General features: G+C 71.7%; 20 protein-coding genes and 1 tRNA gene. 7 read left to right on the top strand and 14 right to left on the bottom strand.

Features of this window, described 5'->3' with window-relative positions; genetic code table 11:
* Positions 1 to 71 precede the first annotated feature (71 nt).
* Positions 72 to 1919, top strand: coding sequence for a protein kinase domain-containing protein (locus tag ACLU3S_RS04740; protein WP_413950447.1), 1848 nt, complete (start codon positions 72 to 74; stop codon positions 1917 to 1919).
* Here the strand turns inward: ACLU3S_RS04740 and ACLU3S_RS04735 are convergent.
* Positions 1883 to 3160, bottom strand: coding sequence for a hypothetical protein (locus tag ACLU3S_RS04735; RefSeq protein WP_413950446.1), 1278 nt, complete (start codon positions 3158 to 3160; stop codon positions 1883 to 1885). The two genes, ACLU3S_RS04740 and ACLU3S_RS04735, sit on opposite strands and share 37 nt — an antisense overlap.
* Positions 3161 to 3506: 346 nt before the next feature.
* Positions 3507 to 3635 (bottom strand): DLW-39 family protein, encoded by a 129-nt coding sequence (locus ACLU3S_RS04730; RefSeq protein WP_003999697.1) that lies wholly within the window; start codon positions 3633 to 3635, stop codon positions 3507 to 3509.
* Between the two features lie 349 nt (positions 3636 to 3984).
* Between ACLU3S_RS04730 and ACLU3S_RS04725 the strand changes: the two genes are divergently transcribed.
* On the top strand, positions 3985 to 4335 hold the full coding sequence (locus tag ACLU3S_RS04725) for a DUF6344 domain-containing protein (RefSeq protein WP_413950445.1): 351 nt from the start codon (positions 3985 to 3987) through the stop codon (positions 4333 to 4335).
* A 175-nt stretch (positions 4336 to 4510) separates the two neighbouring features.
* Complete coding sequence (locus ACLU3S_RS04720) at positions 4511 to 5278, top strand: glycosyltransferase family 2 protein (RefSeq protein ID WP_413950444.1); 768 nt, start codon at positions 4511 to 4513, stop codon at positions 5276 to 5278.
* On the opposite strand, the gene ACLU3S_RS04715 is transcribed toward ACLU3S_RS04720, so the two are convergent.
* Together ACLU3S_RS04715 and ACLU3S_RS04710 are read right to left on the bottom strand one after the other, a co-directional pair.
* On the bottom strand, positions 5268 to 5456 hold the full coding sequence (locus ACLU3S_RS04715) for a ferredoxin (protein ID WP_413950443.1): 189 nt from the start codon (positions 5454 to 5456) through the stop codon (positions 5268 to 5270). The genes ACLU3S_RS04720 and ACLU3S_RS04715 overlap by 11 nt on opposite strands.
* A gap of 41 nt (positions 5457 to 5497) precedes the next feature.
* Entirely contained in the window at positions 5498 to 5935 is a 438-nt protein-coding gene (locus ACLU3S_RS04710) for a hypothetical protein (RefSeq protein WP_413950442.1), read from the bottom strand.
* Between the two features lie 633 nt (positions 5936 to 6568).
* Here ACLU3S_RS04710 and ACLU3S_RS04705 point away from each other — a divergent pair.
* Positions 6569 to 10690, top strand: coding sequence for a hypothetical protein (locus ACLU3S_RS04705; RefSeq protein ID WP_413950441.1), 4122 nt, complete (start codon positions 6569 to 6571; stop codon positions 10688 to 10690).
* A gap of 124 nt (positions 10691 to 10814) precedes the next feature.
* Here ACLU3S_RS04705 and ACLU3S_RS04700 read toward each other — a convergent pair whose 3' ends face one another.
* From ACLU3S_RS04700 to dnaA, 10 genes are all read right to left on the bottom strand, one after another.
* A complete protein-coding gene (locus tag ACLU3S_RS04700; protein WP_413950440.1) occupies positions 10815 to 11168 on the bottom strand; it encodes a VOC family protein in 354 nt (117 codons plus the stop codon).
* A 231-nt stretch (positions 11169 to 11399) separates the two neighbouring features.
* Positions 11400 to 11476 (bottom strand) — tRNA-Ile (locus ACLU3S_RS04695).
* Positions 11477 to 11584: 108 nt separating this feature from the next.
* The gene (locus ACLU3S_RS04690) at positions 11585 to 12319 is read right to left on the bottom strand and encodes a DUF3566 domain-containing protein (protein ID WP_413950439.1); all 735 of its coding nucleotides are present in this window, start codon (positions 12317 to 12319) and stop codon (positions 11585 to 11587) included.
* An 18-nt stretch (positions 12320 to 12337) separates the two neighbouring features.
* Complete coding sequence (gene gyrA, locus ACLU3S_RS04685; protein WP_413950438.1) at positions 12338 to 14935, bottom strand: DNA gyrase subunit A; 2598 nt, start codon at positions 14933 to 14935, stop codon at positions 12338 to 12340.
* A gap of 42 nt (positions 14936 to 14977) precedes the next feature.
* Positions 14978 to 17047: a DNA topoisomerase (ATP-hydrolyzing) subunit B gene (gyrB, locus tag ACLU3S_RS04680; RefSeq protein ID WP_413950437.1), complete on the bottom strand. Its 2070-nt coding sequence runs from the start codon at positions 17045 to 17047 to the stop codon at positions 14978 to 14980.
* Between the two features lie 391 nt (positions 17048 to 17438).
* Positions 17439 to 17978 (bottom strand): DUF721 domain-containing protein, encoded by a 540-nt coding sequence (locus ACLU3S_RS04675; RefSeq protein WP_413950436.1) that lies wholly within the window; start codon positions 17976 to 17978, stop codon positions 17439 to 17441.
* Positions 17975 to 19096, bottom strand: a complete 1122-nt coding sequence (recF, locus tag ACLU3S_RS04670) for a DNA replication/repair protein RecF (protein ID WP_413950435.1) — start codon at positions 19094 to 19096, stop codon at positions 17975 to 17977. The genes ACLU3S_RS04675 and recF overlap by 4 nt, the downstream gene beginning before the upstream one ends.
* Positions 19097 to 19182: 86 nt before the next feature.
* The gene (gnd, locus tag ACLU3S_RS04665) at positions 19183 to 20061 is read right to left on the bottom strand and encodes a phosphogluconate dehydrogenase (NAD(+)-dependent, decarboxylating) (protein WP_413950434.1); all 879 of its coding nucleotides are present in this window, start codon (positions 20059 to 20061) and stop codon (positions 19183 to 19185) included.
* Between the two features lie 199 nt (positions 20062 to 20260).
* Positions 20261 to 21391, bottom strand: coding sequence for a DNA polymerase III subunit beta (dnaN, locus tag ACLU3S_RS04660; RefSeq protein WP_413950433.1), 1131 nt, complete (start codon positions 21389 to 21391; stop codon positions 20261 to 20263).
* 1245 nt (positions 21392 to 22636) lie between these two features.
* Positions 22637 to 24583: a chromosomal replication initiator protein DnaA gene (gene dnaA, locus ACLU3S_RS04655; RefSeq protein ID WP_413950432.1), complete on the bottom strand. Its 1947-nt coding sequence runs from the start codon at positions 24581 to 24583 to the stop codon at positions 22637 to 22639.
* Between the two features lie 394 nt (positions 24584 to 24977).
* Here dnaA and rpmH point away from each other — a divergent pair, with 394 nt between their 5' ends.
* From rpmH to yidD, 3 genes are read left to right on the top strand one after another with little or no spacing between them, the layout of a single operon-like run.
* Entirely contained in the window at positions 24978 to 25115 is a 138-nt protein-coding gene (rpmH, locus tag ACLU3S_RS04650) for a 50S ribosomal protein L34 (RefSeq protein ID WP_003956500.1), read from the top strand.
* A gap of 21 nt (positions 25116 to 25136) precedes the next feature.
* Complete coding sequence (rnpA, locus tag ACLU3S_RS04645; protein ID WP_413950431.1) at positions 25137 to 25508, top strand: ribonuclease P protein component; 372 nt, start codon at positions 25137 to 25139, stop codon at positions 25506 to 25508.
* Positions 25505 to 25879, top strand: a complete 375-nt coding sequence (yidD, locus tag ACLU3S_RS04640; protein ID WP_413950430.1) for a membrane protein insertion efficiency factor YidD — start codon at positions 25505 to 25507, stop codon at positions 25877 to 25879. The genes rnpA and yidD overlap by 4 nt, the downstream gene beginning before the upstream one ends.
* Positions 25880 to 25881: the final 2 nt, after the last annotated feature.

Below are 25881 nucleotides of genomic sequence, written 5' to 3'. Positions count from 1 at the left end.
GCGCAGGGGGCAGCGGGGTGGTCGCGCCGCTGGGAGGGGCCCGGGGGCCCAGGGGAGGAGCTGCGGCAGCCATGGGTGAGGTGTTCGCCGGCCGGTACGAGCTGGCCGACCCGATCGGACGAGGTGGCGTGGGCGCCGTATGGCGCGCCTGGGACCACCGGCGACGCCGCTACGTGGCGGCCAAGGTGCTCCAGCAGCGCGACGCCCACTCCCTCCTGCGTTTCGTACGGGAGCAGGCCCTGCGGATCGACCACCCCCACGTCCTCGCCCCTGCCAGCTGGGCCGCCGACGACGACAAGGTGCTGTTCACCATGGACCTGGTCGCCGGCGGCTCCCTCGTCCATCTCGTCGGGGACTACGGGCCCCTGCCGCCGGCGTTCGTGTGCGTCCTGCTCGACCAGCTGCTGTCCGGCCTCGCCGCCGTGCACGCGGAGGGGGTCGTGCACCGGGACATCAAGCCCGCCAACGTGCTCCTCGAGGCGACGGGCACGGGCCGGCCGCGGCTGAGGCTGTCCGACTTCGGCATCGCCATGCGGTTCGGCGAGCCCCGCCTGACGGAGACCAACCTCGTGGTGGGGACGCCCGGTTATCTCGCCCCCGAGCAACTGCTGGGCGCCGAGCCGGACTTCCCCGCCGACCTGTTCGCCGTGGGTCTGGTCGCCCTGTACCTGCTGGAAGGCGCCAAGCCCGACGCCAAGGCGCTCGTTCAGTACTTCGTGGACCAAGGCACCCCGGGTCCGCCCAAGGGCATCCCCGAACCACTCTGGCAGGTCGTGGCCACGCTCCTGCAGCCCGACCCGGCGGCCCGGTTCCGCACCGCCACGGGCGCCCGGAAGGCGCTCGCCTCCGCCGTGGAACTCCTGCCGGAACCCGGCCTCGACGACGAGCCGATCGAGATATTCGACCAACTCGGCCCGCTGCCTCCGGGATTCGGCCCCGACGGCCCCGAAGCAGGCCCCCTGAAGGGGCGCCCGGAGTCCGCCTCGGGGACCGCAACGGGCGCGGTGGACACGACCGGCACAGCGCCGGGCAGCCCGGGAGCGGGCACCGGTGCGCCGAGGGGTGGTTCCGAAGCGGGCACCGGTGCGCCGAGGGGTGGTGCGGACGCGAACACGGGTGGGACGAACGGCGGTTCGCGGACGGGCACCGGCCCCGTGACAGGCAGCCCGGAAGCGGGCCCCGCCTCAGCAATGGGCGGTTCAGAGGCGAGCGCCGGCCCCGCGACCGGCAGCCCGGAACCGAGCGCCGCCCCCGCAATGGGCGGTGCAGAGGCAAGCACCGGCCAAACGACAGGCTGGAACCCAGAAGCAAGCCCTGCCCCGGCGACAGGCTGGAACCCAGAAGCGAGTGCCGCCCCACCGACAGCCGACCCAGAAGCGAGTGCCGCCCCAGCGACAACCGGCCCAGAAGCGAGCGCCGGCCCCGCGACAGGCAGTCCAGCCGCGGGCACCGCCCCAGCGACGCACCCGCCGACGGGTTCCGGCCCCCCTCTCGCTCAGTTCGGCGTACCCCTCGACCCTCGCGACCCTCGCCACGGCAGCGACTCGCTCTCGGACACCGGAAGCTTCCGCATCCCGCCTCCCCGGGCCACCGAGCCGACTCCGCCCACCCAGGCTTCGCACCCGGCGGCTGCGCCCCCCTACGCCCCGCCGCACACCGCGTGGAGCGCCGTGCCGCCCCCGCCGTGGGCCGCTCCTCCGTCCCCGGCGCCGGGACGGCCCGGTGACACCGCCACCGCCGCGTACACCGCCCAGGACGCGCAGGCTCTCCCGGCCACCCCCCGGACACCGGCCGCACATGGCCGCCGGGCGCGGCGCAAGGACCGCCGGCCAGGCCCGCCGGCCAAGGCCGCGATCCCGATCCTGCTGCTGGCGCTGGCCTGCTACGCCGTGGGCTTCTGGGCGCTGACCCGCGTCTGAGCCCGGCGTGCCGCCAGCGTCCACCCTCCCAGCACCAGCAGCAGCGCGGTGCCCAGGCCGATCCCGCCGGCCGCGAGGAGCTTCATCGGCGAGCCGCCCCCGGTGTCCCCGGTCAGCGCCGCCTCCCGGTCGCGCGCCGTGACCGTGAAGACGCCGTCCGGCACGGGCCGCCCGGCATAGTCCGGCCCCGCGTGCGCCCGCCCGTCCACCCGGACCCGCAGCGTCACGCCGAAGGGCCCTCGCCCGAAGACGCCGGCCATCCGCTCGCTGAGGTGCAGCACGAGGTAGTAGTCGCCGGCGAAGCGCATCGAGGTCACCCCGGCGGGCACCGCGTTGCGGTTGGCGTACTCCACCGGCGGCAGCGGTGCGAGGGCGACGGCCTTGCGGGTGCCGGTGTAGCCGAGGGAGGCGTCCTCGACATGGCCGCGGACGGGGTTGTACAGGGCGAGGTTCACGGCGCCGCCGACGTATCCGTGGCCCGGGGAGGCGTCCAGTTCCGCGGAGGCCTGCACGCGGCGGCCCCAGTCGAGCGGCACCTTGTAGAACTGGGTCCGGCCGGGCACGAGGGTGGTCCGCCACACGCCCTGGCCCAACGGGCGGGCGGCCGCGAAGCCGGAGCCGCCGGACCGGTCGCGCGGCTCCCCGGCGAGGGGGGCGGGCGTGGCGGAGTCCCAGGCCCCGGGCGCGGTGCCGGCCCCGGCCCCGGCGAGGCGGGGCTCGGTGGCGGGCGCGATCTCCAGGTCCCAGTCCTGTTCCCGGGCCGCTCCGGCGGAGGCCCCGCTGTCCTCGCGTTCGACGAGCACGTAGTACGTCCCGGCGCCCCGGCACAGCCCCTTGTCCGCGTCGCGCTCCGCGAGGGCGGTGACCGGGCGCGGGCTGAGGGCGGCGCCGAAGCGGGCGGAGCCGTAGGAGCAGGCCGTGCCGTGCGCGTCCCGGACGGACACCCGGATGCCGTCGGTGGCGGAGACGGTGGCGTCCGCGGACGGTACGGCGGTGACCGGGACGTACGCCGTGGCCGTGGCGTCGGTGAGGTCGAGGCGGTAGTAGAGCCTGCCGTTCCTCGGCAGGGAGCTGCGGTACGTCCGGCCGGGGTCGAGCCGCGGTGCCTGTGCGGTACCGGTCGCGCCCGCGACCGTAGGAGCGCCCGGGGTGAAGGCGTACGCCCCCGGCCCGGCGTCGGCGGCGGCCGCGGTTCCGCCTGGGAGCGCGCCGGTGAGACAGAGCGCCGGCACGAGGGTCACGGCGCTCACCGCCCGCGCGGCGCGCACGATCCTCCCCCTCGGCTTCCCCCGCCGCCAAACGGCACGGCCTCGCCGTCGCCGAGCCGCACGCCCTCGCCCCCGCACTGGCCACCCCCTGCCACTTCGCGGTCGCGCCCATCTCGGCGACCGCACCGGACCGTGGCCCATCCTTCCCCGCCCGCCCCACGGCCATCCGGGGAACGCGTACGGACGTCCGAAACGCCCGGCAACGTCTGCGCCGGCCCGGCAACGCCTACAGCACCCCTCGGGACCCCGCAACCGCAGGAGAACGCAAAACCCCGGCCGCGACGGCGGCCGGGGTCTGTTCAGATTCGGGTATCGGGACTCACGAACCCGTGGGCACGGAGTCAGTCGCCTCCGTCCACAGGTCCTGCTCGGCGCGATCCGCCTGGATCTGGCGGTACACGAGGAGCCCGCCGATGGCGGCCAGTGCGACCAGGAGCAGCTTCTTCACCGCGCGACCTCGTCTTTCCTTGACGTAGGGGACCTCTGGCGCCCGACTATACACACCGGCCGATACCGATCGGTGACCTGCGTCAAGCCCCAACTGCCCCCTTCCGCAGCGCAATCGGCCAGGTGGGAGGCCGTTCCGATCAGAGGGTGAGCACACCTCGACGGACGGTTACTTTGCTCCCCCTTCGCCGGCCCTCACCAGCTTTTGAGGGTTTTCCGCCCCTCTTACGGCCATCCGGGTGGTGTTCATCCGAACATCGTCGCGCCACGGGCGTCGGTCCACCACTTCGCGAGCTCCATACACATCATGAGCAATGTACGCAAATCGCCCAACCTGAAAGTGAGGGGCCATGGCCAGCAACAAGGTCATGAAGCTGTGGACCGCCATCGTCACCGCATTCCTCGCGCTGTGCACGGCGCTCGGACTCGCCACCACCGCCAACGCGGCCGGCACGCCGGCCACCCCGCGGACGGAGAGCCCGCGCACCGACAGGGCGCACCGCACGATCCCGACGATCCCGGCACCACGCCACTGGGCCTGGTCCCATGCCAGGGCCCTGCCCCCCACGATGAAGCAGCGGATCCGGGCCGAGGCCCACGGGAAGTCCCCCAGCTGCCGGCACCGGCCCCTCGACGAGACGCAGGAGACCCAGACGGAACCCGTGATCGCCGGCCAGCGTTCGGCACCGCTCGACTGCTGACCGACAGACCGCACGCAGTACCGCAACGTCTCGACACCAAGGCGACTTGCGTACGCACCAGTCGACACGGAAAAGACCCCCGGCCGGGTTCGGCCGGGGGTCTCGCGCGTTCGGGGCCGGAAGACCGCCTGGGATCATGTCCCGGAACGTCTCCGGAAAGGTGGTGAGTGCTGCCGTGACCAGGCGCGTCACCGTTGTCACCGCTGTCCACGCCCCGTCGGCCCGGTTCCTGCCGGACGCCTGGGCGTCGCTGCGCGGGCAGGAGCTGCCCGGCGGCTGGGAGTGGGAGTGGGTGATCCAGGAGGACGGCGCCACGGACGAGGTCCGCCCCTACGTCCCCGAGGACCCGCGCGTGGTCTTCCACCAGGGCAGGCGGGGCGGTCCCGGAGTCGCCCGGACGATCGCGCTGGCGCACGCCCGGGGCGCGTATGTGAAGGTCCTGGACGCCGACGACCGGCTCACGCCGGGCGCGCTGGCCCGCGACCTGGCCGTGCTGGAGGCGGACAGGGCCATAGGCTGGACCACCTCCCGGGCCCTGGACCTGCTGCCCGACGGCTCCACGGCCGGATTCCCCGGCGACCCGGACGAAGGCCCGGTCGAGCGCGGTGCCGTGCTCGACTTCTGGAAGCGCAACGACTTCCGCGCCCAGGTCCACCCGGCGACCCTCTGCGTCCGCCGGGACCTGCTGACCGCCCTGGGCGGCTGGATGGCCCTGCCCGCGTCCGAGGACACGGGCCTGCTGCTGGCGCTGAACGCGGTGAGCCGGGGCTGGTTCTCGGCGCGGGCCGGGTTGCTGTACCGCAAGTGGGAGGGGCAGGTCACGGGCCAGGCGGCCCACGTCGACCCCGGCGAACGCGCGGCCCGCACGGCGGTCGCGGAGGCCAGGGCCCGTGCGCTCGCGGACCTCGGGTGGAGCTGCCGGGACGACTCGCCTACTCCGTGAGCACGATGGCCTGCGAGGGACACTTCTCGGCCGCCTCACGGACCCGCGGGTCGTCGGCCGACTCCTCCCGGCCGGGCCGTACGACGCCGTAGCCGTCCTCGAACGCGAACACGGCCGGCACCCGGTGGGCGCACTCGGCAGAGCCGTAGCACAGGGAGCGGTCGACGGTGACCTTCATACGTCCTCCAGCCATGAGCGGTGACTGCGGCTTCCAGGACGTCACTGCCCGGCGGACCGGGCTCCGAATCCGCCGCCGCCCGCGACCGACAGCCAGTGGGCCACCCGCCGGACCGTGGGCTCGTCGAGCCGGTCGGCCAGCGCCCGCACCGCCTCGCCGTCCTCGCAACTCAGGTCGTACAGGCCCGCCTTGCTCAGTCCGGCCATGAGCACCTGGTGCCGGCGGCCCGTCATGCGCTCCGCGAGCTTCCCCGCTTCACCGGGGCCGGGCGCGGCGGGCCGCTCCGGTGCGGAGGCCTTGGCGACCGGGGTGTCGAAGAGGTGCCAGGCGCCGTCCCGCGGTCCCCACAGGGCGACGGCCGGCTCCTCACCGCGGGCCCGCACGGTCCGGGTCATGTCCCCGACGGCGTACAGCACGGGAGCCCGGTGCGGGGACTCGGCGCCCACCGTCCAGGAATCCCGGCCGGGCCGGCGGAACATCGCGACCCACCGCGGCGCACCGGCGGGTCGCGGACACCGGGAATGCTGCTGCATGGCGCTCACCCCTTCATAACAGCCGACGCGGCGACCATAACTGACGGTCCGTCAGTTAGCCATGCCGCATGCTGCGGAGGACCGGACAGCGGTGCCGCACAGGCCGAGCATCGGACGGTCACCGCTGCCAGTGCGGCGGGTTGGCTGACGGAGGACGCGACCGCGGCCGGCTTCCCCGGAGAGCCCCCTGCCCGTCCGGCACCGGTCCCTCCCCTCGTGGGGACCGGTACCGGACGGCGCAGAGGCGTCGACCCACGCCTGGTCGGCGTATCGGCGCGAGTCGAAGCGCGGAGCCGGGGACGCACGCGAACTCACAGGGCGACACGGCCGCCGCTCGCCGCCTTCGGCAGAAGTTGACCTGAACAGTTCGACGCCATGTGGTGTCTCTCCGCGCGCCGGACCGCTGGCCTGTCCGAACGGTGCGTGACGCTTCCGCTACCGGGGTTGTGATCCTGCCATCCGACGCCCCCGCAGAGGAGGTTCCGGTCTCCGGCACCGGCCTTATTCGCAGGTCAGGCGTATAAGGTGAGTTTTCCGGTCCGGACGTCCAGATACGGGGGGAAGTAAAGGGGTGGGACCTTGAGTTCCGACTCAGGGGCACGTACAGCTTTCGCCGAGCGCCTCGCGCTGCTGTACAAGGAGGCTGGAAACCCTCCCCTCAAGAGCGTCGCCGAGGCGGTCGTACGGTTGCAGCGGGTCGACGAGCGCGGCCGGCCGGTACGGGTGTCCGCACAGCGGATCAGCGACTGGCGCCGGGCGAAGAACGTGCCGGCCCAGTTCACCGCACTCGCGGCGGTGCTGCAGATCCTGATCCCGGAGGCGCGGCGCGCGCGGCCCGCGCCGGTCTCCACGGGCCTGTACGACGTCGCGCACTGGCAGCGGCTGTGGGAGCGCGCGCTGGCCGACCCGGTCGGCGACCGGCCCCCGCCACCCGCCGAGGAGAACCGGCCGCCACCGGCAAAGGCCCCGCCCGTCGCCGGAGGCGTGTGCCCCTACCGGGGGCTGGCTTCCTACCGGCAGGAGGACGCCCGCTGGTTCTTCGGCCGCGAGCGGAGCACGAGCGCGCTCCTCGGCCAACTGCGCGCCGCCGAGCGCACCGGCGGCCTGGTGATGCTGGTCGGCGCCTCGGGCGCGGGCAAGTCCTCCCTGCTCAACGCCGGCCTGGTCCCCGCGATTTCCGGCGGCGCCCTGCACGACGGCCGGCTCGCCGAGGCGGTCCGGCCCCAGGAGGCCGACGCGGCGCCCCCGCCCCAGAGGGCCGCCACGGCGACCACCGTCCTCCAGCAGGACGAGCCCGCCCCCGCCACCGTCCTCCAACTCGTCCCTGGCGCCGACCCGCTGGCCGAGCTGGTCCGCCGCATCCCCGACCTCGCCCCGGTCGCGGCCGACGCGCGCCGGGCCGAGCAGGAGGCGTCACGGAACCCGGCCGCCCCGGGCGGCGACGGACCGCACATCGCGCGGGCCGTGCGGGAGGCCGTCACGGCGTGGGCCGACCGGGAGGCCCCCGCGCAGGTCCGGCCGGTCGTCATCGTGGACCAGTTCGAGGAGGCGTTCACCCTCTGCTCCGACGAGGCGGACCGGCGTACCTTCATCCAGCTCCTGCACGCCGCCTGCACCCCGCCCGCGGACTCCGCCGGCCCCGCACCCCTCCTGGTCGTTCTCGGCATCCGCGCCGACTTCTACGAACAGTGCCTGCGCTACCCCGAACTGGCCGACGCGCTCCAGCACCGGCACATGGTGCTCGGCCCGCTGACCAGCGGCGAGCTGCGCGAGGCGGTGACCGGGCCGGCCAAGGCGGTGGGGCTGGAGCTGGAGCCGGGGCTGGCCGAGCTGATCGTCCGCGAGGTGAGCGCCGACGGTCCGCGCGGGGCGCACGATGCGGGCGTGCTCCCGCTGCTGTCGCACGCCTTGCTGGCCACCTGGCAGCGCCGCAAGGCCGGGCGGCTGACGCTGGCCGGCTACCGCGCGGCGGGCGGGATCCAGGGCGCGGTGGCGGCGACCGCCGAGCGCGCCTGGTCCGGCCTCGACCCCGCCGCGCGTACCGCCGCCCGGCTGCTCCTGCTGCGGCTGGTCCGGCTCGGCGAGGACACCGTCGCCACCCGGCGGCGCGGTACCCGGCGGCAGTTGGCGCAGGAGTCGGCGGACCCCGGCAAGACCGAGGAGTCCCTCGAGGCGCTGGTCCGGGCCCGGCTGGTGACGCTGGACGCGGACACCGTGGAGATCACCCACGAGGCGCTGCTGCACGCCTGGCCCCGGCTGCGGCACTGGATCGACGACAACCGCAACGACCACCTGCTGCGCCAGCGCCTGGAGGAGGACGGCCGGGCGTGGGAGGACTCGGGCCGGGACAGCTCGCTGCTGTACCGGGGCTCCCGGCTGGAGCAGGCCCGCAGCTGGGCGCGGTCGGCCGGGGACACCTTCCTGACCCGCAGCGCGGTGGAGTTCCTGGCGGCCTCGGTACGGCTGCGCAAGCGCACGGTGTGGCTCAGCCGGGCGGCGGTGGCGGCCCTGGTCGTACTCGCCCTGCTGGCCGGCGGCACGGCGGTGATCGCCTGGCACCAGCGGGACGACGCCGTCTTCGAACAGGTGCTCGCAGAGGCGGACCGGGTGCAGCACACCGACCCGTCGCTCGCCGCCCGGCTGGACCTCGTCGCCCACCGTCTGCGCCCCGGCGACGAGGGCACCTACAGCCGCCTGATCTCCATCGTGAACACGCCGCTGGCCACTCCCCTGTCCGGCCACACCGGCGCCGTCTACCTCACCTCCTTCAGCCCCGACGGCCGCACCCTGGCCACGGCCAGCTACGACCGCACCGTCCGGCTGTGGAACGTGAGCGACCCGACCCGGCCCCGCCCCCTCGGCACGCCCCTCACCGGGCACACCAGCTGGGTGAGCAGCGCGGTCTTCAGCCCGGACGGGCACACCCTCGCGAGCGCGGGCGACGACGGCACGATCCGGCTGTGGAACGTCACCGACCCCGCGCACCCCGCACCGCTCGGCGCGCCCCTGACCGGGCACACGGGCACCATCTACCTGGTCGCCTTCAGCCCCGACGGCCGCACCCTGGCCTCGGCCGGCGAGGACAGCACCGTGCGGCTGTGGGACGTGGCCGACCCGCGCCGGCCGAAGGCGCTGGGCGCGCTGCGCGGGCACACCGCGGCGGTGCGCAGCGTGGCGTTCAGCCCCGACGGGCACACCCTCGCGGCGGGCAGCGACGACAACACGATCCGGCTGTGGAACGTGGCCGACCCGCGTCGGCCGGAGCCGGTCCGCACCGTGCTGCGGGGCCACACGGACATCGTGCACTCGGTCGCCTTCAGCCCCGACGGACGCACCCTGGCCAGCGGCAGCGCGGACGACACCATCCGGCTGTGGAACGTCACCGACCCCGCCCGCCCCACCGCGCTCGGCGCGCCCCTGACCGGGCACACCGGCCCCATCTGGTCCGTGGCGTTCAGCCCGGACGGCGGCCGGCTCGCCGCCGCGAGCGCGGACAGCACGGCGAGCCTGTGGAACGTCAGCGACCCGGCCTCCCCCTCGCAGATCGGCCAGCCCCTCGTGGGCAGCAGCGGGGAGATGTACGCCCTGGGTTTCAGCCCCGACGGACGCACCCTCGCCACCGGCAGCGGCGACAGCAAAGTGCGCCTGTGGTCGGTCCCCACCTCGGACATGATCGGCCGCAGCGGGGCGTTCCGCCCGGACGGAAAGGTCCTGGCCACGACGGCACGCGACGGCAGGATCCGGCTGTGGAACGTGGCGCGTCCGGACCGGCCCGTGCCGCTGGGCGAGCCGTTCACGAGCGGGGACGGCGCCAGCACGCTGGAGTTCTCGCCCAACGGCCGCACCCTCGCCGTCCTCACGGGCGAGCGGAAGGTCTGCCTGTGGGACGTCTCCGACCCCGCGCACCCGGCCCCCGCCGGACCGCCGCTGCACCTGCGGACCCGCTTCATGGGCCCCAACGCGCTGGCCTACAGTCCGGACGGCCGCATTCTGGCCACCGCCGACGACGACCGCACCATCCGGCTGTGGAACGTATCCGACCCCGCACACCCGGCCCCGCTGGGCGACCCGCTCACCGGCCACCGGGGCTACATCGACGCCCTCGCCTTCAGCCCCGACGGCCGCACCCTGGCCAGCGGCAGCGCGGACAGCACCATCCGGCTGTGGAACATGGCCGACCCCGCCCGCCCGACACCGCTGGGCGCGCCCCTCACGGAGCACTCCGGCCCCGTCAACGCCCTCGCCTACAGCCCGGACGGCCGCACCCTGGCCAGCGGCAGCGACGACGACACGGTCCGGCTGTGGAACGTCACCCGCCCCGCCGAGGCGAGCGCGCTGGGCGATCCGCTCACCGGCCACACCGAGGCGGTCACGTCACTGACGTTCGGCGCGGACGGCCGCACCCTGGCCAGCGGCGGCACCGACAACACGGTCCGGCTGTGGAACGTCACCCACCCCGCCGAGGCCGGCCCCATCGGCCAGTCGATGAGCCCCAACGCCAAGACGGGCAACTTCCTGTCGTTCAGCCCGGTCAGCCGTGTCCTCGGGGTCTCCAGCGGCGCCGACACGGTCCGCCTGTGGAGCCTGGACGCCGACGCGGCGATCGAGCACATCTGCGCGGTCACCCACGACGTCCTCACCCCTCAGAAGTGGCACGAGTACCTCCCGCGCCTCTCCTACGACCCCCCGTGCGGACGATGATCGGCCAACCTGCCTGATTCCCCGCCGACTTGGCCCCACACGACCGACAACCTTGTTACCCTTGGCCATAGCCCGATCGCTGGTGCATCCCCCGTCGCCAGCGGTCGGGCCTTTCCATGGCTGCTCAGGGACGCCGTTGGCCCAGGACGCAGAACTCGTTGCCCTCGGGGTCCGCCATGACGACCCACGACTGGTCGCCCTGGCCGATGTCGACGCGCTTCGCGCCCAGAGCCTCGAGGCGAGCCACCTCGGCGTCCTGGTCGTCGGGCCTGAAGTCGAGATGCAGCCGGCTCTTGGCCTTCCTGGCCTCGTCGAGCCGGACGAAGTCCAGCCCGGGGAGGCGGTCCGGCTCCGGGCGGATCTCGAACTCCTCGTCGGAGGAGTGGACCACCACCCACCCCAGCGCATCGGCCCACCACCGCCCCAGGGCCACCGGATCCGCCGAGTGAACAATCACCTGTTCCCATTCCAAGGTCATGCGCCGAGCCTAGGCTCTCTGGACTCCGCAAACAGGCGTTCGACGGCATCCCTTGGGAGCGCAGCCGGCTCGCCACCACGGGCAGGGCGACGAGCCAGTGTTGAGCCCGCACGACTCGCGCTCGTCGAACCATGGCTTCCACGTCGGCATGATCGATCCGGTGGCCTTCTCCGGAACCGCCGATCGGCACGCAAAAGACCCCCGGCCCTGGTGGACCGGGGGTCTTCTCACTGGTGGGGCTAACAGGATTTGAACCTGTGGCCTCATCCTTATCAGGGATGCGCTCTAACCAACTGAGCTATAGCCCCGCCGCGCTCTGCGGTGTCTCCCGCGCGCTGACTCCTGAAGATTAGCGCACGACCACGTCAGTCCCAAAATCGGTTGTCGGGGGCCATCAGGTCAGAGCGCCGGCGGCGTCACTCGTCCTCCGCCAGGGTCAGCTCGATGCCGCCCACGAAGCCCGCGGAGAGGTTGTAGATGAACGCGCCGAGGGTCGCGAGCGCCGTGACCAGGACCACGTCGATGACCGCGATGACCGCCGCGAACATCAGCACATGGGGGAGCGACAGGAACGCCTGCAGATCGAAGCCGTTCGCCTCGTTCGAGCCGGTCGCCTCGGAGATCGTGCCGCCGACGGTCGAGAACACGCCCATCGCGTCCATCACCATCCACAGCACCGCCGAGGCGACGACCGTGCAGATGCCGAGCGCGATGGAGAGCAGGAAGCTGACCTTCATCACCGACCAGGGATCGGCCTTGGCCACCCGCAGCCGGGCCTTGCGGGTGCGGGGCGCCGTCCGCACCCCGGTGCGCGGCCGTCGTACGGCGCCCGCGGGCGGCTGCGCCGGATAGGCCTGCGGCGGGTGGTACGGCCCGCCCTGCTGCTCCTGGCGCCCCTCCCCGGGGAGGGGAGAGGACGACCGTGCCTCGCCGGCCGCGGCCGGCCCTCGGGTGTCCGTCACAGTGGCCCCCTGGGGTCCAGACGCGCCGGCGGCGTCCGCGGGGGACGCCTTCACCGGCTTGAGGTTGGTCGTGTGCGGGTCGGCCGGGCTTGCCGCCCCCGCCCCGTTCGCGGCGGAGCCACGGCCGCCGCCGTCCGTGTCCGTACCGGTGGAGGTACCGGCCGATCCGGCGCCCGTGGCTCCGCTCACGATGACTCTCTCCTCGTGCTACTCGGCCGAGGGCGCCTCACCCTCGTCCGTGCCGGCGGCCTGGGCCCCCTCGGCGGCGGTGTCGGCGGCGTCCTCGCCGTCGACCTCCTCCGCCTCGCGCCCCGCCTCGGCGTTACGTGCGATACCGACCACGGCATCGCGCTTGCCCAGGTTGATCAGTTGGACGCCCATGGTGTCACGGCCCGTCTCCCTGACCTCGTTGACTCGCGTACGAATCACACCGCCGGACAGGGTGATGGCGAGGATCTCGTCGTTCTCCTCGACCACCAGCGCGCCGACGAGCGAGCCACGGTCCTCCACGATCTTGGCGGCCTTGATGCCGAGGCCGCCGCGACCCTGGACGCGGTACTCGTCGACGGCGGTCCGCTTCGCGTACCCGCCGTCCGTCGCAGTGAACACGAACGTACCGGGTCGAACAACATTCATCGAGAGAAGCTCATCGCCCTCGCGGAAACTCATCCCCTTCACGCCGGAGGTGGCGCGGCCCATCGGGCGGAGGGACTCGTCCGAGGCGGTGAACCTGATCGACTGCGCCTTCTTGCTGATCAGCAGCAGATCGTCGTCAGCCGAGACGAGTTCGGCGCCGATCAGTTCGTCGTCGGTTCCGTCCTCCCGCTCGCGCAGATTGATCGCGATCACGCCGCCGGAGCGAGGCGAATCGTAATCCTTCAGAGGCGTCTTCTTCACCAGACCGGACTTCGTGGCCAGCACCAGGTAGGGCGCCGCCTCGTAGTCGCGGATCGCGAGGATCTCGGCGATCGCCTCGTCCGGCTGGAAGGCCAGCAGGTTGGCCACGTGCTGGCCCCGCGCCTCGCGGCCCGCCTCGGGCAGTTCGTACGCCTTCGCCCGGTACACCCGGCCCTTGTTGGTGAAGAACAGCAGCCAGTGGTGGGTGGTGGAGACGAAGAAGTGGTCGACGATGTCGTCCTCCTTCAGCTTCGTCCCGCGTACGCCCTTGCCGCCGCGCTTCTGCGCCCGGTAGTCGTCCGTCTTCGTCCGCTTGACGTAGCCGCCGCGCGTGACGGTGACGACGATGTCCTCCTCGGCGATCAGGTCCTCGATGGACATGTCGCCCTCGTACGGGATCAGCTTGGTCTTGCGGTCGTCGCCGTACTTCTCGACGATCGCCGCCAGTTCCTCGCTGACGATCCCGCGCTGGCGCACCGGGGAGGCCAGGATCTCGTTGTATTCGTTGATCTTCGCCTGGAGTTCGTCGTGCTCCTGGACGATCTTCTGCCGCTCCAGGGCCGCCAGGCGCCGCAGCTGCATCTCGAGGATCGCGTTGGCCTGGATCTCGTCGATCTCCAGCAGACCCATCAGGCCGGTGCGTGCGACATCGACGGTGTCGCTGCGCCGGATCAGCGCGATGACCTCGTCGATCGCGTCCAAAGCCTTCAGCAGACCGCGCAGGATGTGCGCCCGCTCCTCGGCCTTGCGCAGCCGGAAGCGGGTACGGCGGACGATGACCTCGATCTGGTGCGTCACCCAGTGCCGGATGAACGCGTCCAGCGACAGCGTGCGCGGCACGCCGTCGACCAGCGCCAGCATGTTGGCGCCGAAGTTCGTCTGCAGGTCGGTGTGCTTGTACAGGTTGTTCAGGACGACCTTGGCGACCGCGTCCCGCTTCAGCACGATGACGAGCCGCTGACCGGTGCGCGAGGACGTCTCGTCGCGGACGTCCGCGATGCCGCCGATCTTGCCGTCCTTCACCAGGTCGGCGATCTTCTGCGCCAGGTTGTCCGGGTTCACCTGGTACGGCAGCTCGGTCACCACCAGGCACTGCCGGCCCTGGATCTCCTCGACCTCGACCACCGCGCGCATCGTGATGGAGCCGCGCCCGGTGCGGTACGCCTCCTCGATGCCCTTGCGGCCCACCACCAGGGCGCCGGTCGGGAAGTCCGGGCCCTTGATGCGCTCCATGAGCGCGTCCAGCAGCTCCTCGTGCGAGACGTCCGGGTTCTCCAGGTACCACTGGGCGCCGGCCGCGACCTCGCGCAGGTTGTGCGGCGGGATGTTGGTCGCCATGCCGACCGCGATACCGGCCGAGCCGTTGATCAGCAGGTTCGGGAAGCGGGACGGCAGGACGGTCGGCTCCTGGGAGCGGCCGTCGTAGTTGTCCGTGAAGTCGACGGTCTCCTCGTCGATGTCCCGGACCATCTCCATCGACAGCGGCGCCATCTTGCACTCGGTGTACCGCATGGCCGCCGCCGGGTCGTTGCCCGGCGAGCCGAAGTTGCCGTTGGAGTCCACCAGCGGCATCCGCATCGACCACGGCTGGGCGAGGCGCACCAGGGCGTCGTAGATCGAGGAGTCGCCGTGCGGGTGGTAGTTGCCCATGACGTCGCCGACGACACGGGCGCACTTGTAGAAGCCGCGGTCGGGGCGGTAGCCGCCGTCGTACATCGCGTACAGCACGCGCCGGTGGACGGGCTTGAGGCCGTCCCGGACGTCGGGCAGCGCACGGGACACGATGACGGACATCGCGTAGTCCAGGTACGAGCGCTGCATCTCCGTCTCGAGTCCGACCGGCTCGACGCGCATCGCGAGCTCGCCGCCCTCGGTCTCAGGGGTTTCCGGAGTGTTCTCGTCGGCCATTGCTGGTGAAGTTCCTTCCTGGTGCGGTCAGCTGAGACCGACTCAGATGTCGAGGAAGCGGACGTCCTTGGCGTTGCGCTGGATGAACTGGCGGCGCGCCTCGACGTCCTCGCCCATCAGGACCGAGAACAGGTCGTCGGCCTGGGCGGCGTCGTCCAGGGTGACCTGGCCGAGGACCCGGTGCTCCTGGTCCATGGTGGTCACGCGCAGCTCCTCGGCGTTCATCTCGCCGAGGCCCTTGAAGCGCTGGATCGAGTCCTCGCGGACGCGCTTGCCGCGCTGCCGGCCCAGCTCGATCAGTGCGTCGCGCTCGCGGTCGGAGTACGCGTACTCCACGTCGTCCCTGCCCCACTTGATCTTGTACAGCGGGGGACGGGACAGATACACGTGCCCGGCCTCGACCAGCGGCCGCATGAAGCGGAACAGGAAGGTCAGCAGCAGGGTGCTGATGTGCTGGCCGTCGACGTCGGCGTCCGCCATCAGGATGATCTTGTGATAGCGGAGCTTCCCGATGTCGAAGTCCTCGTGCACCCCCGTGCCGAAGGCGGAGATCAGCGCCTGGATCTCCTGGTTCTGCAGGATCTTGTCGATCCTGGCCTTCTCCACGTTCAGGATCTTGCCGCGGATCGGGAGGATCGCCTGGTACTGCGGGTTCCGGCCGGACTTGGCCGAGCCGCCGGCGGAGTCGCCCTCGACGATGAAGATCTCGCACTTGGACGGGTCGTTGGACTGGCAGTCGGCCAGCTTGCCGGGCAGGGACGCGGTCTCCAGCAGGCCCTTGCGGCGGGTCAGGTCACGGGCCTTGCGGGCCGCCACGCGCGCGGTGGCCGCCTGGATGCCCTTGCGGACGATGTCGGCCGCCTCGACCGGGTTGCGGTCCAGCCAGTCGCTGAGGTGCTCGTAGACCGCCTTCTGCACGAAGGTCTTGGCCTCCGTGTTGCCCAGCTTGGTCTTCGTCTGGCCCTCGAACTGCGGCTCGCTCAGCTTGACCGAGATGATCGCGGTCAGGCCCTCGCGGATGTCGTCACCGGTGAGGTTGTCGTCCTTCTCGCGCAGCAGCTTCTTGTCGCGCGCGTACTTGTTGATCAGGCTGGTGAGGGCCGCGCGGAAGCCCTCCTCGTGCGTACCGCCCTCGTGGGTGTGGATGATGTTCGCGAAGGAGTACACGCCCTCGCTGTAGCCGCTGTTCCACTGCATCGCGACCTCAAGGGACAGGCTCTTGTCCTTGTCCTCGGCGTCGAGGTCGATGATCGTGGGGTGCACCATCTCGCCCTTGCGCGAGTTGAGGTACTTCACGAAGTCGACGATGCCGCCCTCGTAGTGGTACGTGACCGCCTTGACCTCGGCCTTCTCGTCCGCGCCGGCCTCGTCCGCGCCACTGGTGGCCTTCGCCGACTCGCGCTCGTCGGTGAGCCGGATCGTCAGGCCCTTGTTGAGGAACGCCATCTCCTGGAAGCGCCGGGACAGCGTCTCGAAGGAGTACTCGGTGGTCTCGAAGATCTCCGGGTCGGCCCAGAAGGTCACCGACGTGCCGGTCTCCTCGGTCGCCTCGTGCTTGACCAGCGGGGCCGTCGGGACGCCCATCTTGTAGTCCTGGGTCCACCGGTAACCGTCGGTCTTCACCTCGACGGCGACCTTCGTGGACAGCGCGTTCACGACGGACACACCGACACCGTGCAGACCACCGGAGACGGCGTAACCACCGCCGCCGAACTTGCCGCCCGCGTGCAGCACGGTCAGCACGACCTCGACGGCCGGCTTGCCCTCGGAGGGCACGATGCCCACCGGGATGCCGCGGCCGTTGTCGACGACCCGGACGCCGCCGTCGGCGAGGATCGTCACGTCGATGGTGTCCGCGTAGCCCGCCAGCGCCTCGTCGACCGAGTTGTCGACGACCTCGTACACCAGGTGGTGCAGACCGCGCTCGCCCGTGGAACCGATGTACATGCCGGGCCGCTTGCGGACCGCGTCCAGCCCTTCGAGCACGGTGATGGCGCTGGCGTCGTACGACGTCGAGGGGGTGGCCTCGCCGTTCGCGCCGGCGTTGGTGGACGGGATGTTCTCGTTGGGGTTGCCGGAATCGGCCACGAAGCGCCCTTTCTGGCACAGCACGAGCCGGGCTCCTGGGGGTACCCCCTCAGAGGGAGCGTTGTCGGAGCGGCTGCGGCATGTAGCGGTGGTAAGCCTTGATCAGCGTTGCTCAGCTTTTCCCGGGCGGTCCCCACGTTGGGGCGGGATTGTCTCCCAGTCTACCGGTAGCGCCGACATCGATGGGGGTTTGCCGGTACCTGAGTCCCCATGTGCCGCCCTGAACCGGTCTCGGCCGGGTCCCGATATACGGAAGGGGGCTCCAAGGGGCTCACAGCGGCACTCAGCGCTTCGAGCCGTCAACCCTTGGCTACTCCAGGGTCAGTACGCGGATCGCACCTGTGTACGGAGACGCTCCGCAGGCGCTCCGGGCGTACGGCACCGCCCCGCACCCGGCCCGCCGACGTGAGGTACGTCACCCGTACGTATCGCCGGGACCCTGGCTCCCCGGAGCCCGCAGCGGGCCGAACCGGCGGGGCCGGCCGCCGGGGCCCTCCACCTTGATCAGCCGGACCGTGCCATGGCCGAGGTCCTCGTTGAGCCGGGCGACCAGCGCCGGGGCGAGCAGCCGCAGCTGGGTCGCCCAGGCCGTCGAGTCGCAGACGACGGTCAGCACCCGCTCGTCCTCGTCGTACCTCTGCGGCACGCAGTGCTTGGCCAGGTCCTCACCCACGATCTGCGGCCAGCGGCCCATCACCCCGCCCACCGCCGCCGGGGTCTCCCAGCCGCGCTCGGTGATCAGCCGGTTGATCGCCGCGCCGAGCGCCATCGGGTCCCGGCCGTCGGCGCGCGCGCCGGATCGCAGGCCACCGCCCCGGCGCGCCTGCTTCTTCTGCCGCGCCGCGTCCCCACGCGCGCGTGCCTGCTCCTTCGCCGCCCGCAACGCCACGCGCGCGAGGTCGACCCCGGAGGGCTCCTGCTCGCCCTTCTTCGGGGCGGGTTCGTCGGTGCTCATACGCGCTCCACCGTCCCGCCGGACACCGCGTACCGCGCCCCCGCGAGCACCTGCGGCACGTCGTCGTCCACGGCGGCGGTGACCAGCACCTGCTCGCCGGGCGCGACCAGCTCGGCCAGCCGCTCACGGCGGCGGGCGTCCAGCTCGGCGAAGACGTCGTCCAGGATCAGCACCGGCTCGTTGCCCTCGGCGCGCAGCAGGTCGTACGAGGCCAGGCGCAGCGCCAGGGCGTAGGACCAGGACTCGCCGTGCGAGGCGTACCCCTTGGCGGGCAACTGCCCCAGTCTGAGGACCACATCGTCCCGGTGCGGGCCCACGAGCGTGACGCCCCGCTCGATCTCCTGTTTGCGGGCCTCGGCGAGAGCCGCCATCAGCTGGGCGTGCAGATCCTCGCGGGTGTGGGCCTCACCGGGCGCGGACGGCTTGTACTCCAGCGCCACGGGACCGCCGCCCGGGGCCAGCTGCTCGTACGCCTTGTCCGCCAGCGGCAGCAGCGCCGCGATCAGATCCAGGCGTTGGGCGAGCAACTCCGCGCCCGCGCGCGCCAGATGCTGGTCCCACACGTCCAGCGTGGACAGATCCATGGACCGCCCGCCGTGCCGCCGGGCCAGCGCGGCCGTCTTCAGCAGGGTGTTGCGCTGCTTGAGCACCCGCTCGTAGTCGGATCGCACGCCGGCCATGCGCGGAGACCGCGCGGTGATCAGCTCGTCCAGGAACCTGCGCCGCTCACCGGGGTCCCCCTTCACCAGCGCGAGGTCCTCGGGCGCGAACAGTACGGTCCGTACGATCCCCAGCACGTCCCGGGGCCTGACCTGCGAGGACCGGTTGATGCGCGCCCGGTTGGCCTTGCCGGGATTGAGCTCCAGCTCGATCAGCTGCTGCCGCTCGCCCTGCCGCACCTGCGCCCGGACGACGGCGCGCTCGGCGCCCATGCGGACCAGGGGCGCGTCCGAGGCGACCCGGTGGCTGCCCAGGGTCGCCAGATATCCGACCGCCTCCACCAGGTTGGTCTTGCCCTGCCCGTTGGGCCCGACGAAGGCCGTGACGCCCGGGTCGAGCGGGACCTCGGCCCGGGCGTACGAGCGGAAGTCGGCCAGCGAAAGATGCGTGACGTGCATGGTCGTTCGCCGACCTCCCCCAGCGTGGTGACGGGTTGTGGATCGCGGAGGCGACCCTGTGGACAACTTCTCGGCTGGCCTGTCGGCTAAGCCTTCTTCTCGACCGCGTGGCCGCCGAACTGGTTGCGCAGCGCGGCGATCATCTTCATCTGCGGCGAGTCCTCCTGCCGGGAGGCGAACCGCGCGAACAGCGACGCGGTGATCGCGGGCAGCGGCACCGCGTTGTCGATCGCGGCCTCCACCGTCCAGCGTCCCTCACCGGAGTCCTGTGCATAACCGCGCAGGCCGTCCAGGTGCTCGTCCTCGTCCAACGCGTTGACGGCGAGGTCGAGCAGCCAGGAGCGGATGACCGTGCCCTCCTGCCAGGAGCGGAAGACCTCGCGGACGTTCTCCACGGAGTCGACCTTCTCCAGCAGCTCCCAGCCCTCGGCGTAGGCCTGCATCATCGCGTACTCGATGCCGTTGTGGACCATTTTCGCGAAGTGGCCCGCGCCGACCTTGCCGGCGTGCACCGCACCGAGGTCGCCCTCGGGCTTGAGCGCGTCGAAGACCGGCTGGACCCTGGCGACGTGCTCGGCGTCGCCGCCGTACATCAGCGCGTACCCGTTCTCCAGGCCCCAGACGCCGCCGGAGACGCCGCAGTCGACGAAGCCTATGCCCTTGGCGGCCAGCTCCTCGGCGTGCCTCTCGTCGTCCGTCCAGCGCGAGTTCCCGCCGTCCACGACCACGTCGCCCGGCTCCAGCAGCTCGGCCAAGTGGTCGATGGTCGACTGGGTCGGCTCACCGGCCGGAACCATCACCCAGACCACGCGCGGCCCGGGGAGCTTGCCCACAAGCTCTTCCAGGCTGTGGACGTCCGCGAGGTCGGGGTTGCGGTCGTATCCGATGACGGTGTGGCCCGCGCGGCGGATCCGCTCGCGCATGTTGCCGCCCATCTTGCCGAGGCCGACGAGACCGAGCTCCATCAGTGGTGTTCCTTAGGGTCGCTGTGTGGCGTGAAAGGCACCCATGTGCCCCGCTGAGCCTAAACCCGCCCCCGCACGCACAGCTGTGGGCATACGCGCTCATACGTACACCCTGCGACCTGCACCTTTGCCGTCCGCCGAGCTGGAGCGCCGGGCACCCACAGGGGGCGCCCAGCGCTGTGCACAGCTGTGGACGGCGTCAGCCGCTGAGCCGCACCGGCATGATCAGGTACTTGTAGGCCTCGTCCGCCTCCGCGTCCACCGCCGGCTTCCCGCTGAGCAGCGCCGGCTTCGTGGACGTGGTGAACGACAGCTGAGCCACCGGAGAGTCGATCGCGCTCAGACCGTCCAGCAGGAAGGTCGGGTTGAAGGCGATCGAGATGTCGTCGCCCTCCAGCTGCGCGTCCACCCGTTCCACAGCCTGTGCGTCGTCGCTGGAGCCCGCCTCGAGGATCAGCACACCCTGCTCGAAGCTCAGCCGCACCGGGGTGTTCCGCTCGGCCACCAGCGCCACGCGCTTCACGGCCTCCACGAAGGGCGCCGTCTCGATCACGGCCACGGAGTTGAACTCGGTCGGGAACAGCGTGCGGTACTTCGGCAGGTCGCCTTCCAGCAGCCGCGTGGTCGTACGACGCCCGGCGCCCTCGAAACCGATCAGCCCCTCACCGGCGCCCGCGCCGGACAGCGCCAGCGTCACGCTGTCCCCGGCGCCGAGCGACTTGGCGGTGTCCAGCAGCGTCTTCGCCGGGACCAGGGCCACCGCGGACGCGTCGGGGTTCTCCGGCTTCCACAGGAACTCGCGGACGGCGAAGCGGTAGCGGTCGGTGGACGCCAGGGTGACCGTGTCGCCCTCGATCTCGATGCGCACGCCGGTGAGGACGGGCAGCGTGTCGTCACGGCCGGCGGCGATGGCCACCTGGGACGCGGCGGCCGCGAATACCTCGCCGGGCACGGTGCCGGTCGCGTTCGGCATCTGCGGCAGCGACGGGTACTCCTCCACAGGCAGGGTGTGGAGGGTGAAGCGCGAGGTGCCGCAGACCACGGTCGCCCGTACACCGTCTGTGGAAATCTCCACCGGCCGGTTGGGGAGAGCGCGGGAGATGTCGGCGAGCAGGCGGCCGGAGACCAGGACGGTCCCCTCCTCCTCGACCTCGGCCTCGACACTCACCCGCGCAGAGACCTCGTAGTCGAAGCTCGACAGGCTCAGCTGGCCGTCCTCGGCCTTCAGCAGCAGGCCGGCGAGGACAGGCGCCGGCGGACGGGCCGGGAGGCTGCGTGCCGCCCAGGCCACTGCCTCCGCGAGTACGTCGCGTTCCACCCGGATCTTCACCGTAAGCCGCCTCCTGCTGTTGCTACTGAGTCCTCCGACTCGGTGTCACCGCCCACTGCGAAGGGAAGGACACCGGGGACCAGTCTGACGCACCGCACTGACAGTAGGTGCCCGTCGGGGTCAAGTCGCTCGGAGGGGCAGCCGGGCTCGAGACGGCGAGTTGTGCACAGGCCCCGCTTCCAAACGATTGCCGAGCTCTCTCTAGTCGGGAGTAGTAGTAGGGCCTGTGGATACCGTGGATAACCACGTTTGCCCAGCTCAGCGCAGGAATTTTGTCCACTGACCCTGTGGGTGGAGGCGGTGGACAACTCGGGCCCTCTGTGGAGAACGGAAAGTTCTGCACACCTCGCCCACAGCCCGAGGGCAGTTCTCCCCAGCTGCGTCCCCAGGAATACCCGTGTTTCCCACACCCCAACCCGGCACCTCCGTGTGACGCCTTTCACTCGACGCGGTGAGGAGGCGCGTCGCGTTGCCGAACAGTGGACAGCGATGTGGAGAAGCCGGCGATCGCTGGGGACAACCGACCCGGGGCTGTGGGCGGCCGGTGGACAACTCCGTGCACAGCCTGTGGATCTCCGCTTCGTCCACAGTCTGTGGAGATCGGTCGTCCACCATTCCACAGGCCCCTGAGCTGTGTGGATTCGTGATCCACCGCGTTCCTGTGGACGGCGTTCGGGACAACTCCGCGGTCCCCAGGATGTGGAAGGAACAAAGTCACCGAATCTGTGGAGAGCGGCCGTAACCCGGCGCGTAATCGAACGCCCACCGGCGAGCGGACAACCCTCCACACCCTGTGGGCCGGCTCCGCCCACCCCCTGAACCCCTTCCCGCGAGCGGTCCCGGGGCGACACCGGCCGGGGCAGAGCCACGACCGCGCGCCGACCGTCCGCGAGCCGTCCTGGGCGCGGTCTCCATGCCGCTACCGGCCTTCATGCCGCTACCGGCCTCCGAGCCGGTACCGCCCGCGGGCACCTGCAGAGCGGTTGAAGGCCGCCGCGGACTTCGGCGGGCCTGCGCGGGCGCGGCCGGACCACTTCGGAACGCCGGCGAGCAGCCTCCGCCGAAGCGGGAGGCCCCCGAGGTGGCGCCCCGGGGCCGGGAGTCGCTTCGGGGGTCGCTCGCAGGGCCGCCGTCGGGGGATGGGAAGCCCCGAGCCGGCGAGGACACCGCTCATGCCGGAGGGCGCCCCGGGACAGATCCCAGAAGCGCCCTCAGTGTCGGCGTCCGGCCGGCGTCAGCCGGGCGTCAGCCGTTCTTGATGCGGTTGGTCAGCTCCGTCACCTGGTTGTAGATGGAGCGGCGCTCGGCCATCAGCGCGCGGATCTTGCGATCGGCGTGCATGACGGTCGTGTGGTCGCGGCCGCCGAACTGCGCGCCGATCTTCGGCAGCGACAGATCGGTCAGCTCACGGCACAGGTACATGGCGATCTGCCGCGCGGTGACCAGCGCGCGCCCGCGCGAGGTGCCGCACAGGTCCTCCACCGTCAGCCCGAAGTAGTCCGCGGTGGCCGCCATGATGGCCGTCGCGGTGATCTCCGGTGCCGTGTCCTCGCCGCCGGGGATCAGGTCCTTCAGGACGATCTCGGTCAGTCCCAGGTCCACCGGCTGCCGGTTGAGCGACGCGAACGCCGTCACCCGGATCAGCGCGCCCTCCAGCTCCCGGATGTTCCGCGAGATCCGGGAGGCGATGAACTCCAGCACCTCCGGCGGGGCGTTGAGCTGCTCCTGGACCGCCTTCTTGCGCAGGATCGCGATGCGCGTCTCCAGCTCGGGCGGCTGGACGTCGGTGATCAGACCCCACTCGAAACGGTTCCGCAGCCGGTCCTCCAGCGTCACCAGCTGCTTGGGCGGCCGGTCGCTGGAGAGCACGATCTGCTTGTTGGCGTTGTGCAGCGTGTTGAAGGTGTGGAAGAACTCCTCCTGCGTCGACTCCTTGTCCGCCAGGAACTGGATGTCGTCGACGAGCAGGATGTCCATCTCGCGGTAGCGCTTGCGGAAGCTGTCGCCCTTGCCGTCGCGGATGGAGTTGATGAACTCGTTGGTGAACTCCTCCGAGCTGACGTACCGCACGCGCGTGCCCGGGTAGAGGCTGCGCGCGTAGTGCCCGATCGCGTGCAGCAGATGCGTCTTGCCGAGCCCCGACTCCCCGTAGATGAACAGGGGGTTGTACGCCTTCGCCGGCGCCTCGGCGACGGCCACCGCGGCCGCGTGCGCGAACCGGTTGGAGGCACCGATGACGAACGTGTCGAACAGGTACTTCGGGTTCAGCCGTGCCGTCGGCTCGCCGGGACCGCTCGCGGGCGCGGGCTGCGCGGCCAGCGGGCCGGGCGCACCCGGGGAGGGGATGTCCGGCCGGCCGGGGCCCGTGCGGTGCGCCGGGCCCCCGCCCATCGACTGCTCGGGCAGCTCGCGGCGCACGGGGTCGCGCTGGTCGTACTCGGTCCGGGACGGGTCGTACTCGGAACGCGGCGCGTCGTAGTCCGCCCGGGACGGTTCGTAGTCCGGGCGCGGGGCGTCGTAGTCGCCGCGCTGCTCGTAGGAGGGGCGGTCCATGCTCTGCGGGCGGTAGTCCGGCGCAGGCGGACCGTAGCCGTCCGGTCCGGAGCCGTAGGAGTCCTGGGACGACGGCGAGGCGTACGGATCGCGCTCGGGGAAGCCGAGCCGCGGCTGCTGCCAGCCGTACTCGTCCTGCCCCGGGCGCGGCCAGGCCCCGGGCTCGGGCCGCTGGTACTCGGACGGGTACGCCGGCCGGGCCGTGGGCAGCTGGTCGGCGCGCGGCTGCGGCTCGGTCCCCGGCAGCCGGTCGGCGCGGTGGCGGCCGTAGCCCTCGTACGACGGCGGCCCGGAGGGCAGCCCCGGCTCGTCGTAGCGCGGCGTGGGCGGTGCGGGGGCCGCGGCGGGTGCCGGCGGCTCGCCCGCGGAGTCGTCGACGGTGATCGCGATGCGGATGGGGCGGCCGCACTCGCGGCTGAGCGTCTCGCTGACGATCGGCGCGAGACGGCCCTCCAATACGTTCTTCGCGAATTCGTTCGGTACGGCGAGCAGGGCGGTGTCCGCGACCAGGGCGAGCGGCTGGCACCGCCGGATCCAGTGCTCGTCCTTCGCCTCGACACCCTGTCCGCGGCCCTCACCGAGGAGCTGCTCCAGTACTCGCGGCCACACTGCGGCAAGATCGGCAGGTACGTCAGCCACAGGGCACGCTCTCTCACAGGTCCCACGAACGTGTGATCGCGGGACGGGTCGTTGTACTTCGGGTGGTCGGTGGGGCAAACCCGCCGGGGCGGGGGACAAAAGAACGAATGGGAGTTCAGCCACGGTAGTCAGCGCGGCCGGTGCGGTTCAAGTTGTTGTCCCCAGCCTGTGGATAGTGTCTCTCCGTGACTCCTGGTTTGACCGAATGGCGCAGCCCCGCGTACCGTAACCAGGTCGAGTTGTCGATGGCTGCTGCCGCCTGCCTCCGATGGGCACAGATCACTTCAGGTGATCGGGAAGCGGTGCACTCGGGCGTGACGCGAGCTACTCGTGGGCGCACGGTGACAGCCAGGACGGCACCCCGCCACTACCGATTTCTTTCTGGAGCCCCCGAGTGAGCAAGCGCACCTTCCAGCCGAACAACCGTCGTCGCGCGAAGACCCACGGCTTCCGGCTGCGTATGCGCACCCGTGCCGGCCGCGCGATTCTCGCGTCCCGCCGTAGCAAGGGTCGCGCCCGTCTGTCCGCCTGATCCCGATCAGGTCATGACGTCGTGCTGCCCACCGAGAACCGGCTGAGGCGGCGCGAGGACTTCGCGACCGCGGTACGACGAGGCCGCCGGGCCGGCCGCCCGACTCTCGTCGTCCACCTTCGTAGCGGTGCCACGGACCCGCACGCGCCTGGGGAGAGCGCTCCTCCGACGCGTGCGGGTTTCGTCGTCAGCAAGGCCGTGGGTGGCGCGGTCGTGCGCAACAAAGTGAAGCGCAGACTGCGTCATCTGATGCGTGACCGAGTGGCCCTGATTCCCCCCGGTAGCCTGGTAGTCGTACGAGCGCTGCCCGGATCGGGCGACGCAGACCACGCACAGCTGGCCCGAGACCTGGATGCCGCCCTTCAGCGGCTGCTGGGAGGGGGCGCGCCATGAAGTACCCGCTGCTGGCTCTGATCAAGCTCTACCAGTGGACGATCAGTCCGCTGCTCGGGCCGGTGTGCAAGTACTACCCGTCGTGCTCCCACTACGGCTACACGGCCATCGACCGGCACGGTGCGATCAAGGGAACGGCACTCACTGCCTGGCGCATCCTCCGGTGCAATCCGTGGTCGCTCGGCGGTGTGGACCATGTTCCGCCGCGCAAGCGCCCGCGGTGGCACGAAATGCTGCGCGACGCATGGCGCGCACGCAAGGGCGGGCCCTCCGCCGCCGAACCGGCCATCGAAGGGACGGCCGAGGAGCATTCCTCCGAGCTACCTTCGAGCCCGGCCGCAGAGACCTCGTCCCATGCCCAAGGAGCATGATT

Origin of the sequence: Streptomyces sp. AF1A, assembly GCF_047340315.1 — a bacterium.
Taxonomy (GTDB): domain Bacteria; phylum Actinomycetota; class Actinomycetes; order Streptomycetales; family Streptomycetaceae; genus Streptomyces.
Note: the sequence above shows the minus strand (reverse complement) of the source record. Positions and strands in the feature narration are given on the sequence as shown.

Excerpts from the sequence above, each read along its gene's own strand:
- ACLU3S_RS04740 (WP_413950447.1), top strand. The coding sequence starts at position 72 with ATGGGTGAGGTGTTCGCCGGCCGGTACGAGCTGGCCGACCCGATCGGA.
- ACLU3S_RS04725 (WP_413950445.1), top strand. The coding sequence starts at position 3,985 with ATGGCCAGCAACAAGGTCATGAAGCTGTGGACCGCCATCGTCACCGCA.
- ACLU3S_RS04715 (WP_413950443.1), bottom strand. The coding sequence starts at position 5,456 with ATGAAGGTCACCGTCGACCGCTCCCTGTGCTACGGCTCTGCCGAGTGC.
- ACLU3S_RS04710 (WP_413950442.1), bottom strand. The coding sequence starts at position 5,935 with ATGTTCCGCCGGCCCGGCCGGGATTCCTGGACGGTGGGCGCCGAGTCC.
- ACLU3S_RS04700 (WP_413950440.1), bottom strand. The coding sequence starts at position 11,168 with ATGACCTTGGAATGGGAACAGGTGATTGTTCACTCGGCGGATCCGGTG.
- gyrA (WP_413950438.1), bottom strand. The coding sequence starts at position 14,935 with ATGGCCGACGAGAACACTCCGGAAACCCCTGAGACCGAGGGCGGCGAG.
- ACLU3S_RS04675 (WP_413950436.1), bottom strand. The coding sequence starts at position 17,978 with ATGAGCACCGACGAACCCGCCCCGAAGAAGGGCGAGCAGGAGCCCTCC.
- recF (WP_413950435.1), bottom strand. The coding sequence starts at position 19,096 with ATGCACGTCACGCATCTTTCGCTGGCCGACTTCCGCTCGTACGCCCGG.
- gnd (WP_413950434.1), bottom strand. The coding sequence starts at position 20,061 with ATGGAGCTCGGTCTCGTCGGCCTCGGCAAGATGGGCGGCAACATGCGC.
- yidD (WP_413950430.1), top strand. The coding sequence starts at position 25,505 with ATGAAGTACCCGCTGCTGGCTCTGATCAAGCTCTACCAGTGGACGATC.